We start from the raw sequence: 12,293 nt of genomic DNA, 5'->3' as shown, positions 1-12,293 counted from the left end.
CCACCCGGCCGAGGTGCAGTTGCTGCGTTCGGTCTATGGCGAGGCCTTCTGGCTGCTCGGCGTGGTCTGCGACGAGCGGACCCGGCATGTCCGGCTGATGCGGAAATACGGCTTCGCGCCGGACGATCCCGATGCCGCCCGCGCGGTGCAGGACTTCATGGGGCGGGACGAGATTCCGGCGTCGAGCACGGCCAGAAGGTGGCCGAGGCCTTCCGCTTCGCCGATTTCCACTGCGACAGCTCCGCCGCCCTGCCGCGGGCCGATGCGCCGGATGCGGTGCTGGATGCCTGGCCGGTCACCGCCGACCTCGAGCGCTTCCTCGGCCTGGTGCGGGGCGACCGGCCGATGCTGCGGCCGACCGAGCCGGAGCAGGCGATGTACCACGCCTATGCCGCGCGGCTCGGCAGCGCCTGCCTGTCGCGCCAGGTCGGCGCGGTGCTGCTGGGGCATGACGGGCAGCTGCTGGCCACCGGCTGCAATGAGGTGCCGCGCGCCGGCGGCGGCCTGTACGGTGAAGGCCTCGACGACCCCGCCGAGGTCGAGCGGGGCCGCTGCCACGCCTATGGCGGCTTCTGCCGCAACACCGACGAGCGCAACAAGCTGGTCGACCATGTGCTGGATTTGCTGGAGGAGCAGGGGATCGAGCTGGGCAGCGGGCCGCGCCGCACCCTGCTTGCGCAAAGGTTGCGGCGCTCGCGGCTCGGCCATCTGGTGGAGTTCAGCCGCTCCGTCCATGCCGAGATGGATGCGCTGATCTCGGCGGCGCGGCGCGGCGTCTCGACCGCCGGCACGCGGCTCTTCGTCACCACTTTCCCCGCCCAATTGCGCCCGGCACATCGTCGCGGCGGGGGTGGACGAGGTGCAGTTCATCGAGCCCTACCTGAAGAGCAAGGCGCTCGCGCTGCACGACGACAGCATCACCCTGCCGCATCCGGGCTGGGTGGCGCCCAGCGTGGCGCGCCGGCAGGGTCAGCCCGGCCCGCACCGGGTCTGCTTCCGCCCCTATGTCGGCGCCGCGCCGCGACTGTTCCGCCGCGCCTTCCTGAAGGACGGGGAGGTGAAGGACGGCATGACCGGAAGGCTGCTGGCGGAGCCCGAGGATGCCTTCGAGAACCGCCGCCCGCTGACCGAAGGCTACCGCGCGCTGGAGGCGCGGATCGCCGCGCGCTTCGCCGGCACCGGCTGAGCCGCGGTTGGCAGGGCACCGCGCCCGGCCTAGGTTTCGCCATCCACAAGAACGGGGGATGTCCGACCATGATCCACGTACTCGCCATGATCACCGCCAAGCCCGGCATGCGGGAGCAGATCCTGGAGCATTTCCGTGCCAACATGCCCGCCGTCCATGCCGAGCAGGGCTGCATCGAATACGGCCCGGCGATCGATGCCGAAGGCATGGGCAAGATCCAGACGCCGCTCGGCGGCGACACCTTCGTGGTGATCGAGAAGTGGGAGAGCCTGGAGGCGCTGAAGGCGCATGGCGCGGCGCCGCACATGGCGGCCTATGCGGCGAAGACGCGCGAGATGATCGCCAGCCGGGTGATCCATGTGCTGACGCCGGCGGCCTGAGCGAAAGGCCAGGGAGGACGTATCCTCCCTGGGCCCTCCTCTGTTTCTGTGTGTGCGACACTCGCCGCACGACGGATGCCGACTCACAAAAAGGAAGGATAGGGAAGGAGTATTTTTCCCTGCCCACCCTTCCTTACCTACCCTGCAAGATGCTCGCGGATGAAGGCTCCCGCCTTCACCAGCGCCCGCCGCCCGGCGGCAAGCTGCGGATGGAACAGGTGCCAGACATGGATCATGTCCGGCCAGACCTCGAGCGTCACCGCGACCTCCGCGGCACCCGCCTTCCCCGCAAAGGCCACGCCCTCGTCCAGCAGCGTCTCCGCCGAGCCCACCTGCACCAGCAGCGGCGGCAGGCCGTGCAGGTCGGCGTATAGCGGCGAGACCAGCGGCGCCCGCGCCGCCGTGCCGCCGCGGTACATCGCGGCGATCTCCAGCAGGTAGGGCTTCTGCACCATCGGGTCGGTCGCCGCCTTGGTCTCCATGCTGGCCGAGGCGCTCTCCAGATCGACCCAGGGCTGACCAGCCAGGCGCAGCCCGGCATCGGCAGGCCCTGATCGCGCAGCGCCAGCAAGGTCGCCGCGGTCAGCCCGCCGCCGGCGCTGTCGCCGCCGATGGCGACGCGGCCCGGCGCGAAGCCGCTCTCCAGCAGGTGGCGGTAGCCGGCGACGGCATCCTCCAGCGCGGCGGGGAAGGGGTGCTCCGGCGCCAGGCGGTAGCCGAGCGCCAGCGTGCGCAGCCCCGCCTGCCGCCCGGCCTCCGCCACCATCGGCCGGTGGCTGGCGATGGAGCCGGAGACATAGCCGCCGCCATGCAGGAAGAGCAGCGCATGGGCGGGATCGGCGCCCGGCGCCTCGGTCCATTCGGCGGGCACGCCGTTCGCGGTGGTGGGCTCGACGCGGATATCGGCCGGCAGCGGATAGCTGCCGCCCAGCGCATCCAGCCGGCGGCGCCGCTCAGCGAGTTCGGCCGGCCGCGGGCGCGCGGCAAGCAGGTCGCGGATGGCCTGGATCTCGGGGTCGGTGCGGCGTGCGGTCATGCTTCTCCTCCCGTGCCGCGCTGCGGCGCGGCCGGCGCATCCTCGCCCCGGGTCGCCGGCTGCCGCAAGCGCCGTTAGGATCGCCGCGACGAGGCGAGGGATGCCCTGCATGTACGACGTGATCGTGGTCGGCGCCGGCTCGGCCGGGGCGCCTCTGGCAGCGCGGCTGAGCGAGGATCCCGGGCGCCGCGTGCTGCTGCTGGAGGCCGGCCGCGACTGGCGCGCGGCCGAGGCACCGCCGGCGCTTCGCAGCGCCAACATCATCCCCTTCATGCACGACCCGGCGCATCAGGCGGCGTGGCAATGGCCGGGGCTGATGACCCGGCGGACCGCGGCGCAGGAGCCGAAGTTCTACTGGCGCGGCAAGGCCCTCGGCGGCTCCTCCGCGGTCAATGCGCAGATCGCCATACGCGGCGTCCCCGCCGCCTTCGATACCTGGGCCGAGTCCGGGTGCGAGGGCTGGTCGGCGCGCGACGTGCTGCCCCTCTTCGACGCCATCGAGGACGATGCGGATACCGGCACCGCGCCCGGCATCCGCCAGGGCGGGCCGCTGCCCGTGTACCGCGCGCCGCTGGACGCGTGGGGCGCGGTGGATCTGGCGCTGCGCAGGGCGGCGCTGGCCGCGGGCTATCCCTGGAAGGCCGACCTGAACGCGCCCGAGGGCGAGGGCATCTCCTGCAACCCGATCAACAGCCGGAATGGCCTGCGCGTCACCACCAATGACGGCTACCTGGAGCCGGCGCGCCGCCGCCCGAACCTGACCATCCGCGGCGGCGCCCTGGTCGACCGCGTACTGTTCGAGGGCCGCCGTGCCCGCGGTGTGCGGGTGCGCTTCGCCGAAGGCTGGGAGGAGATCGCCGCGCGTGAGGTGGTGCTCTGCGCCGGCGCGATCCACAGCCCCTGCATCCTGATGCGCTCCGGCATCGGCCCGGCATCGTCGCTGGCGCCGCTCGGCATCCCCGTGCTGCACGACCTGCCGGCGGTCGGGCAGCATTTCATGGACCACCCGATCCTGCGCGCGACCCTGGCGCTGAAGCCGGCGCATGTCGCGCGGGGGCCGATGCGCGGCATACCAATTGCTGCCTGACCTACACCAGCCATCTCGGCGGCGGTGGTGAGCGCGACATGATCATGATCGCCTACAACCATCGCGGCCTCTCGGGCGAGCAGCCGGTGGCCTCGGGCGCGATCGGCGTCGCGCTCTATGATGCCTTCTCGCGCGGCGAGGTGCGGCTCGCCTCGGCCGACCCGGATGCGCAGCCCATCGTCGAGGAGAACATGCTGGCCGACCCGCGCGACCGGCTGCGGCTGCGCGATGGCGTGCGGCGGCTGGCCGCGCTCTGCGCCAGGCCGGAGATCGCCGGCCTTGCCGACCCCATTACCTTCGGCGACAGCGCGCTGACCATGGCGGAAGCCGCGGCGCTGCCCGACGACGCGCTGGACGCGCTGATGCTGCAGGAGGCCGGCGACATCCAGCACGCCGCCGGCACCTGCCGCATGACGGCCTATGAGGACCCACGCGGCGTGGTGAACCCGGACCTCGAGGTGCGCGGCGTTACCGGCCTGCGTGTCGCCGATGCCGCGATCATGCCGAGCGATTGCCGTGCCAACCTGCACTTCACCTGCGTGATGATCGGCGAGAACCTGGCACGGCGGATGCGCTCTACCGCCTGAGCAGCACCGCCGTGGCGCCGAGATAGGCGATGTAGCCGGCGCACAGGAAGGCGACGAAGCCGGGCCCCATGGCCTGGCCGCGCCGACGGTGGTTGCGGATGGCATAGGCGGCCAGCACCGCGACCAGGAAGCCGATGTTCAGCGCATAGATCGCCGCATCGCCGACCGAGGCGCCCATGACCGCCAGCGGCAACAGCGCGACGGTGAGCGAGACGATGCCGTCGCCCATCACCGCGGCGATGGCGACCGTGGGCTTTCCATCCCGGGTGAAGCGCCAGGCCGACCAGCTTTCCGGCAGGGCGCAGAGCAGCCCGATGGCGAACAGCCCCACCACCATGTCCGGCACGCCGAGTGGCGCGCCGACATGCTGCGCGCCGACCACGCTGGCCAGCGCGCCGAGCCCGATCGCCGGCACGCCGATCGCGGCGCGGCCGGCAACGCCCGGCGGCATCGGCGCCTGCTCCACCCAGGGCCGGCGCAGCAGGGCATGGGCGATGTAGCCGGCGAAGGCGGCGCAGAGCACCAGCCCATCCACCGGCTGCAGGCCGGCGATCGGCGGCGGCAGGGTCAGCGCCGCCAGCAGCAGCACCACGCCGAGATAGGGCAGCGCCTGCACCTCCATCACCTGCGGCTGGACTTCGGGCGGCGGCACGGCCTCCGGCCGCAGCCGCGTCGCCAGCCAGGAGAGCAACACCGCCAGCGGCAGCGCCGGGACGTTGGAGCCGAGCGCGGCGCCGAGGCCTATATCCGGCCAGCCGAAGGCGGCGGAGGAAAGGTTTACCGCGGTCTCCGGCGCTGCGGTGGCGATGCCCATCAGCGCGCCGCCCGCGGTGGCGGGCAATCCCCATCGGTCGCGCAGCGCCTGCAGCAGCACCGCGGCCCGCGCCGCGCCCCATTGCATCATCCCGATGCCGAGCAGGACCAGTCCGAGCCAAGGCAGCAGCGCGATCATGCCGGCCGGATGGCAAGGGCGATGTCGCCGGCGAAGGGCGGCAGCTCGGCCGAGAGGACACCGTTGCCCTGCGACATGGCCGTCAGCTCACCCGCCGGTGTGCCGGCGCGGGTGTCCCACAGGATGGCCCGGTAGCGTCCCGGCGCCAGCCCGGGCAACCGCAGCGTCGCCGGGCGCGGCGGCATCGCCGCGTCCAGCCTGCCATCCGGCAGCAGCGGCCCGCGCCGCAGCAGCCAGGCCACGGCCTGACGCGCATCGCCGCAGGCAAAGGCGGCGATGTCCGCCTCCGTCCCTATCTCATCGTTCAGGTTGGCGCGGCGGAAGCGGGTCCAGTCCACCAGCGGCAGGAACTCCGCCAACGCCCGCTGAGCGCGGCGCATTCCCGTGGTCAGCATGTGCGGATGCCGGTTCGGCCAGCGCATGCCGCCGCCGGCGCCGCCCGAGGCCAGCTGGGCCCATTGCATGTGGCGGAAATACTCGTCGTCGAAGGCTTCCGGCAGCGTGCGGTGGCGATCCTTGAAGGTGTGGATCGGGCCATGCTCGGACTCGTGGAAGGGGCGGGCATCGGTGATCTCGGCCAATGCCTGCCGCACCAGCCTGCCCGCGGCGATGGCGGGCGCGACGGTGTCCCGCGGGTCGTCTATGGTGCCTTCCTCGTAGAAATGGCTGCTGGCGAAGTCGAGCGCGGGGTGGCGGAAGATCGGCTCGTTCAGCCACGGCTTCCAGCCGAGCTCCGGCCCGAAGACCGAGACGGTCTGCAGGTGCGCGCGGCCATGCAGCCGCGTCTCCAAGCCACGCAGGAAGGGACCCACATCGTCGATGGACTGCGCGAAGCCAGCCGGGTCGTCACCGGCCTGGGCGGGGTGCATCTCGTTCCAGAGATCCCAGGCGAAGATCACGCCGCTGCCGCCCCAGCGCTGCGTGGCGAAGGCCAGCCGCGCCTTCACCGCCGCCCGCGTCGCCGGGCAGACCAGCAGCTTGCGGCGGGACGCGCAGGGGCCGCCATTCGCGCGGTTGTAGGGGTGGTGCTTCCAGCGGTTCCACAGGAAGAAGGTGTCGAAGGGCGTCAGCAGAAGCCGCAGCCCGATCGCCTGGCACATGGCCACCAAGTCGTCCCAGAGCCGCACCAGCGCCGGGTTGAAGCGGCCGGGCGAAAGCTCGAGGTAGCGGTGCTCGCGGTGGCGGTATTCCAGCATCAGTCGCAGGCAGGTGACGCCGCTCTCCTTGAGCCTGTGCAGATGGCGCTCGACGGCGGGCAGGTCGCGCCGGCGATAGAGGCTGGCGAACTCGGGCCAGGTGATCGCGTCGTTCTGCCCGATCGGGGTCCAGGCGGCGCCTGACTCATCGTTGAAATACGGCGCATCCGCGGCGCGTTCGATCCAGGAAAAGCTGTTCAAGGCGGATCCTTGTCGGGGAGGGCAAGCAGCAACTCTGCCCGGACAGCAACCCTGCCTGGGCTTCAGGGTTGCTCGCCGCGCCGCAGCCAGAAGATGGCGCCGTCCCACAGTACGAATTCGCGCACACCGTCGCGCAGAACGGCGAAGCCGCAGGCGGCGGCGATCGCGGGCAGGTCGTGACGGTCCGCCGCCGTCCCGCGATAGCTGAAATTCAGGATCAGCAGCGTGCCGCCGGGCCGCAGCACGCGCGCGCATTCCGCCACCATGCGGCCAGCGAGGCCGAGGCCGCCCTGGACGAGATAGGGGAAGACATCCACCGCGAGCACCAAGTCGCAGCTCGTATCGGCAAGCCCCGCCAGGTCGCTGCCGGAACAGGTCTCGAAGCGCAGGGCGGGATGCCGCGTGCGGGCTTCCGCGATCATCGCCGGCGCGAGGTCGAGACCGAGAACCGACCCTGCTTCGGCCGCAAGCGCCGCCGCCAGCCGGCCGATGCCGCAGCCGAGGTCGAGGATGTCCGGTCGGCCTGCCAGCAGCCCCTGCGCGCGCAGCCAGTCCACCAACTCTTCCGTCGCCGCTGCCAGCAGCGCCGGGTCGCCGAGGCTGTAGGCGGCCACGCTGGCTTCCGGGCTGATGCCGACCAGCCGGTCGAACATGGCGCGGCTTTCGGCGATGGCGGTGGCGGCATCCGATTGCTCGGCATGGATGGCGCCGGCGCGGACCATGCGCTCCACCGTCAGCAGCCCGTCCCGTTCCGCCTCCGCCAGCGCGAGCAGCGGCGCCAGGGCGGACTCCGCCTCGGCGGCCGCGGCGAGGCGCGCCGTCACCGCGGCGGCTGGCTTTCCCTCCAGCAGCAGGCGCATCAGCGCCACGGGCGCCGAGATGCGGCCAGCCAGGTATTCTTCGACCGGCGTCATGCCAGGCAGGAGCGACCGCCCGGCCAGGCGACGCCGTGGAAATCAGCCAGCGTCGCCGCGACATCGCCGAATCCGTCGCGCGTGCCGAGCGCGTCGCTGCGCCCGGCATGGTGCAGCAACAGCGGCACCTCCTCCCGCGTATGGTCGGTGCCGCGATGTGTCGGGTCGTTTCCGTGGTCGGCGGTGAGGATCAGCAGGTCGTCCTTCGCTACCACGGGCAGGAAGCCGCCGAGCCAGGCGTCGAAGGCCGCCAGCGCTCCTGCATAGCCCGCCACGTCGCGGCGGTGGCCGTATTCCGTGTCGAAATCGACCAGGTTGGCGAAGACCAGGCCGTCGCGGGTCGTAGCCCAGGTCTCGGCGATCGCCTGCATCCCGGCGCCGTTCGAGGCCGTGGGGGTGGACGCCGTAAAGCCTCGGCCGGCGAAGAGGTCCGCGGTCTTGCCGATGCCGAGCACCGCGTGGCCCGCCTCGACCAGCGCATCCAGCACGCTGCGCGGCGGCAGCATGGCGAAGTCGTGCCGGCGCGGCGTGCGGCGGAAGGCGCCGGGCTCGCCTTCGAAGGGGCGGGCGATGACGCGGCCAATGGCCCAGGCATCGGCATGGCGGCGGGCGATCCCGCAGAGGGCATAGAGCCGGTCCGGTGGGATCACCGCCTCATGCGCCGCGATCTGCAGCACCGGATCGGCCGAGGTGTAGAGGATGGGCAGGCCGGTCCGCAGGTGCTCCGGCCCCAGCCGCTCGATGATCTCGGTGCCGCTGGCGGGGATGTTGCCAAGGAAGCGGGTGCCCGCCTCGGCCTCGATCGGCGCCAGCAACGCGGGCGGGAAAGCATCGAAGACGGCGAAGGGGCGGTGGGCGACGATGCCGGCGATCTCCCAATGTCCTGTCGTACTGTCCTTGCCAGCGGCGCGCGGCCGCATCCGGCCCCAGCTCGCCTGCGGGACAGTGCACTCGCGGCCCAGGATGCGGGCGAGGCCAAGCGCGTCCAGCACCGGCAGGCGCAGGCCGGTGCGGGCGATGATATGGCCGAGCGTATCGGCGCCCGCATCGCCATAGCGTCGGGCATCCGGCGCGGCGCCGGCGCCGACGCTGTCGAGGACGATCAACAGGCTGCGCATGGCGGCATCAGCTGGCGGCGGAAGGTCGGCTGGTCCTCGGCGCCCCAGAAGTACTTGTAGCGCTCGCGCCCGCGCAGGAAGTCGGCCACGGCGAAGCCCTCGGCGATCGCCGCCTCGACCGCCCGGCCGACCAGCAGCATGCCGGGGCTGAGGCGCTCCAGCGCCGGGTCGAAGCCGCTGAGATAGAGGTAGAGGCGGCGCGCATCACGTCCGGGCAGATCGGCCAAAGCATAGAGCACGGCAACGATCTCTCCGTCCAGCCGCAGCACGTGGAAGCGCAGCAGGCCGGCGCGGTGCAGCGCGGGCAGCGCCTCCCGGTGCATTTCCTGTACGGCGGGGTCGGCGAGCACGCCGCCTTCACCCCGGGTTGCCCAGCGCGCGGCATGCAGGCGGAGCAGCGCCTCGAACGGCGCGGCGATGCCGTCGGCCTCGGTCTCCCAGCGCAGCGTCCCAGCCTGCTCGGCCCGGCGGCGGACCGTGCGCAGGTCGCGCAGCGTCTTGGCGGAGACAAGCGTCGGCAGCGCCTCGGGAGTGCCCGGCAGGACCAGGCAGGGACAGGGATCGGCCGCGGTGACCGTCTCTCTCCATCCATCCGGTGCTGGCAGGGTCAGGAGCGGCGACCCGCCCCGCAGTTGCGGCCATTCCCAGGCATCCGCATCCGCACACAGCGCCAGGTGGCGGCCGACGGCATCCAGCGCCGGACGAGCCTCCGGCAGCACCAGCGCGTCCAGGTAGTCCGTGGTGGCGATGCCGAGCGGGAAGAGCAGCCGCGCGCCATCCTCTGGCCGTGTGTAGCGATAGAAGGGGAACAGGCCGACCAGGCGCCCCGCCGCGCGCAGCGCCAGCACCAGCAATGCACCCTGGCCGACATGGCGCCACCAGGGCATCACCCAGGCCGGCGACTGGAAGGGCGTCGCGCCGGGCACCGCTCGCCACAATGCCTCCCAGTCCGGGCGCAGCCGCTCCAGCGCCGGCAGGTCGGCCGCCGCCTCGATTGCCGCGACGGCAGCGTCAGGCCGCATGGCTGCTGCCGCGTCTCGCGAGGCGACCATAGGCGGCCACATAGCCCGCGAGCATCGCCTCGGCCGAGAAGCGCTGCCGGGCGATGCGGCGGATGGTGTCGGGGCAGAGCCCGGCCGCGGCCTGCATCGCCGCCGCCATCTCCGTCACGTCGCGCACCAGGAAGCCGGTGACGCCGTGCTCGACGATATCGGCCAGCGCGCCGGAGGCGAAGGCGACCACGGGCGTGCCGCAAGCCATCGCTTCCATCGCCACCAGCGAAGCTCGTCTCAGGCGCGATGCTGGCCGAGACCAGGCAGCGCGCCGCGTTCAGCAGCCGCCGCTTGCGGGCGAAGCCGAGCGGGCCGAGGAAGCGGTGCGGCCGCGTGAGGCATGGCAGGACGGTGCCGCGCCAATAGGCCTCGTGCACCGCATAGGGAAAGACCTGCCCGCCGAGCAGCACCGGCAGGCCGGCGCGGGTGCCGGCCTCGAGCGCTGCATGCTGGTTCTTCTCCGGGCAGATGCGGCCGAGCACCAGCGCGAAGCGACGGCGGGTGAGCGGCCGGTCCAGCGCACCGACCGCGACGCCGTTCTCGACTGGCGGCAGCAGGGTTGGGCAGGGCGGGCAGGCGCGGTGCTGCGAGGCCGAGACGGCATGCAGCCAGGTGTCCGGCCGCGCCAGGCGGAAGATCTCCGGCGGATACCATCCGGGCGGCAGGTGCAAGGTCGCCAGCACCGGCACGCCGGATGGCGGCAGGTAGCGATGGAAATCAATGCCGTGCATATGCACGAGGTCGATGGGATGCCGCCGCAGCGCTTCGGCAATCCGAGCCCGCATTGCCGCATGCACCGCATCCTGCATCGCATCCGTCACCGGGCCGGGCGGCAAGGCGACCGGCAGGAGGGGGCCGCTGGTGACGGATCCCTCGCAAGCCAGCACGATGGCGCGGTGACCGAAACGCGGCAGGCAGCGCTCGACCATGCTCAGCACCTGTTCCGCGCCACCGACCGCATCCGGCCCGACCGGCGCGAAGGGGAAGGCGACCTGCAGGATGGTCAGTGCCATGGCACCGCGGCCGCGAGCCGGCGGAACAGCTCGCCCGACATCCCCCAGGGGAAATTCTCGTAAAACAGCAGGCCCGGATGCGGTGGTCGGGTGAAGTCGTAGTCCGGCGCCTGGCGCAGCCGTTCGGCGCCGACCGGAAAGGCTTCGAGCACCGCGCTCTGCGTGATGAAGCAGTCCAGCATGCGGTGCTTCAGCGCGCATTGCGCCGGGGAGAGGGCGAGCGTCACCGGCGTGGTGCCGGGATGCGGCAGGAAGGCGCCAACGGCGATGCCATGTGGCCCGGCATGGTAGCCGGCCATCTCGACGATCGCTGCCGGGCAGCGCCGCACCGCCGCATGGACCGCAAGCGCCGTGGCGTCATGATCCGGGTGGCCGCCCTCATGCGCATGGGTCACGATGATCCCAGCGCCGCTCGCGGCGATCGCCGCGGCAATACCCTCGATCGCTGCCGGCAGGTGCAGCGCCGCTTCCTGGTCGGGAATGCCGAGCGTGGATGCCGCCGAAGCCGGCAACCCGGCCAGCGCCAGCGCGGCCTCAAGCTCCCGCCGCCTCGCCGCGGCATAGCCTGCACAATCGGCGAAGCCATGCGCCGCGACATCCTGTCCGTTGCGCGGCGCGCCATCCGTGACGTGCAGGATCCGCGCTTGCGGCAAGAGCGGCAGATGGCCGCCGAGGCCGATCACCTCGTCATCCGGGTGCGCCGCGACAATCAGCACCCGTTCTGGCGGCGGGCCTTCGGGCCGGGCCAGCCAGCGCAGGAATTCATTGGCCGGCATGGGCCCGGGCAGCCTGGGAGGCGCGCTGCTGCAGCACGCGGAAGGGCACCACGCCGGACTCCCGCGGGCCCGGTCGGTCTGCCAGAAGCGAAACCGCTTCCCGGTAGCCGTTCAGCGTGCCGACATCGACATAAACCTCGCCGCTCCGCACGCCGTGGGCGACGCCGCCGCGCGCCAACCAGGCGTTCACCAGGGTGCCAATATACTCGTCGCCGCGGCCCGGCTGCCGCCATAGCGCGTGCAGGGCATGCAGCATGGCGCCGGGCAGTTTGAAGGCACCCCAGACCCAGCGGCTGCGGGCGCCCGGCCGCTTCACCTCGATCATCTCCACTTGGCCCGCCGTGTCGGTGACGACGGCATCGAAGAATTCCGGACGCTCGACGGGGAAGAGCAGGAAGCTGAAGGCATCGTCCGGCAACGGCGCCAGCGCGGCTTCCGGGAACCAGATGGTGTCCGGCAGGCCCACCACCACCGGCTCCTCCGGCCCGATCAGCGGCAAGGCGCAGAACAGCGCGTCGCAGAGCCCGTTCGGCTCCTGCTGCACGACATAGGCGATGGAGGCGCCGCCGATCCGCGAGCCGTAGTAGTTGATGATGTCACTCTTGCCGGGGGCGATGACGAAACAGATCTTGTCCACGCCGGCGGCCAGCATGCGTTCGATCAGGTGCTCGCTGACCGCGCGCGGGCGCTCGACGCCGTCCTCGAGACGGCTGCCGACCGGCAGCAGCTCCTTGGAGAAGGCCAGTGGCTGGATACGGCTGCCGAGGCCCGCGGCCGGGATGATGCCCCACATGC

13 protein-coding genes and 3 pseudogenes are annotated in these 12,293 nt (G+C 72.1%); 5 read left to right on the top strand and 11 right to left on the bottom strand.

Annotation, left to right across the window (positions count from 1 at the left end):
• Positions 1-345: 345 nt before the first annotated feature.
• The 3 genes and pseudogenes from ACQ86J_RS05840 to ACQ86J_RS05830 all read left to right on the top strand — a co-directional run.
• A pseudogene (locus ACQ86J_RS05840) lies at positions 346-756 on the top strand (hypothetical protein); the annotation flags it as partial.
• A gap of 94 nt (positions 757-850) precedes the next feature.
• A complete protein-coding gene (locus ACQ86J_RS05835) occupies positions 851-1,186 on the top strand; it encodes a hypothetical protein (RefSeq protein WP_431272802.1) in 336 nt (111 codons plus the stop codon).
• Between the two features lie 68 nt (positions 1,187-1,254).
• Positions 1,255-1,566, top strand: a complete 312-nt coding sequence (locus ACQ86J_RS05830) for a putative quinol monooxygenase (RefSeq protein WP_431272308.1) — start codon at positions 1,255-1,257, stop codon at positions 1,564-1,566.
• A 137-nt stretch (positions 1,567-1,703) separates the two neighbouring features.
• Here the strand turns inward: ACQ86J_RS05830 and ACQ86J_RS05825 are convergent, their stop codons facing one another.
• The 3 genes and pseudogenes from ACQ86J_RS05825 to ACQ86J_RS05815 form a co-directional block, all read right to left on the bottom strand.
• Positions 1,704-1,826 carry a hypothetical protein gene (locus ACQ86J_RS05825; RefSeq protein ID WP_431272801.1) on the bottom strand — a complete coding sequence of 41 codons (123 nt, stop codon included), beginning with the start codon at positions 1,824-1,826 and terminating at the stop codon, positions 1,704-1,706.
• Between the two features lie 18 nt (positions 1,827-1,844).
• Positions 1,845-2,048, bottom strand: a pseudogene (locus ACQ86J_RS05820) (alpha/beta hydrolase fold domain-containing protein); the annotation flags it as partial.
• 98 nt (positions 2,049-2,146) lie between these two features.
• A pseudogene (locus ACQ86J_RS05815) lies at positions 2,147-2,602 on the bottom strand (alpha/beta hydrolase fold domain-containing protein); the annotation flags it as partial.
• A gap of 109 nt (positions 2,603-2,711) precedes the next feature.
• On the opposite strand from ACQ86J_RS05815, the gene ACQ86J_RS05810 reads away from it, so the two are divergent.
• Complete coding sequence (locus ACQ86J_RS05810) at positions 2,712-3,689, top strand: GMC family oxidoreductase (RefSeq protein ID WP_431270379.1); 978 nt, start codon at positions 2,712-2,714, stop codon at positions 3,687-3,689.
• Between the two features lie 38 nt (positions 3,690-3,727).
• The gene (locus ACQ86J_RS05805; RefSeq protein ID WP_431270378.1) at positions 3,728-4,276 is read left to right on the top strand and encodes a GMC oxidoreductase; all 549 of its coding nucleotides are present in this window, start codon (positions 3,728-3,730) and stop codon (positions 4,274-4,276) included.
• Here ACQ86J_RS05805 and ACQ86J_RS05800 read toward each other — a convergent pair.
• The 8 genes from ACQ86J_RS05800 to ACQ86J_RS05765 all read right to left on the bottom strand — a co-directional run bounded on the left by ACQ86J_RS05800 (position 4,266) and on the right by ACQ86J_RS05765 (position 12,291).
• Positions 4,266-5,228 (bottom strand): sodium:calcium antiporter, encoded by a 963-nt coding sequence (locus ACQ86J_RS05800; RefSeq protein WP_431270377.1) that lies wholly within the window; start codon positions 5,226-5,228, stop codon positions 4,266-4,268. The genes ACQ86J_RS05805 and ACQ86J_RS05800 overlap by 11 nt on opposite strands.
• Positions 5,225-6,625, bottom strand: coding sequence for a hypothetical protein (locus ACQ86J_RS05795; RefSeq protein WP_431270376.1), 1,401 nt, complete (start codon positions 6,623-6,625; stop codon positions 5,225-5,227). Before ACQ86J_RS05795 ends, ACQ86J_RS05800 begins: the two co-directional genes overlap by 4 nt.
• A gap of 62 nt (positions 6,626-6,687) precedes the next feature.
• Entirely contained in the window at positions 6,688-7,539 is an 852-nt protein-coding gene (locus ACQ86J_RS05790; protein WP_431270375.1) for a class I SAM-dependent methyltransferase, read from the bottom strand.
• The gene (locus ACQ86J_RS05785) at positions 7,536-8,657 is read right to left on the bottom strand and encodes a phosphopentomutase (protein ID WP_431270374.1); all 1,122 of its coding nucleotides are present in this window, start codon (positions 8,655-8,657) and stop codon (positions 7,536-7,538) included. The genes ACQ86J_RS05790 and ACQ86J_RS05785 overlap by 4 nt, the downstream gene beginning before the upstream one ends.
• Positions 8,642-9,583: a GNAT family N-acetyltransferase gene (locus ACQ86J_RS05780; RefSeq protein WP_431270373.1), complete on the bottom strand. Its 942-nt coding sequence runs from the start codon at positions 9,581-9,583 to the stop codon at positions 8,642-8,644. Before ACQ86J_RS05780 ends, ACQ86J_RS05785 begins: the two co-directional genes overlap by 16 nt.
• Positions 9,544-10,722 (bottom strand): glycosyltransferase, encoded by a 1,179-nt coding sequence (locus ACQ86J_RS05775; RefSeq protein ID WP_431270372.1) that lies wholly within the window; start codon positions 10,720-10,722, stop codon positions 9,544-9,546. Before ACQ86J_RS05775 ends, ACQ86J_RS05780 begins: the two co-directional genes overlap by 40 nt.
• The gene (locus ACQ86J_RS05770; RefSeq protein WP_431270371.1) at positions 10,713-11,498 is read right to left on the bottom strand and encodes a PIG-L deacetylase family protein; all 786 of its coding nucleotides are present in this window, start codon (positions 11,496-11,498) and stop codon (positions 10,713-10,715) included. Before ACQ86J_RS05770 ends, ACQ86J_RS05775 begins: the two co-directional genes overlap by 10 nt.
• Entirely contained in the window at positions 11,485-12,291 is an 807-nt protein-coding gene (locus ACQ86J_RS05765; protein ID WP_431270370.1) for a nucleotidyltransferase family protein, read from the bottom strand. Before ACQ86J_RS05765 ends, ACQ86J_RS05770 begins: the two co-directional genes overlap by 14 nt.
• Positions 12,292-12,293: the final 2 nt, after the last annotated feature.

The sequence above is a fragment of the Dankookia sp. P2 genome (genome assembly GCF_050632255.1).
Classification (GTDB): domain Bacteria; phylum Pseudomonadota; class Alphaproteobacteria; order Acetobacterales; family Acetobacteraceae; genus Paracraurococcus.
Note: the sequence above shows the minus strand (reverse complement) of the source record. Positions and strands in the feature narration are given on the sequence as shown.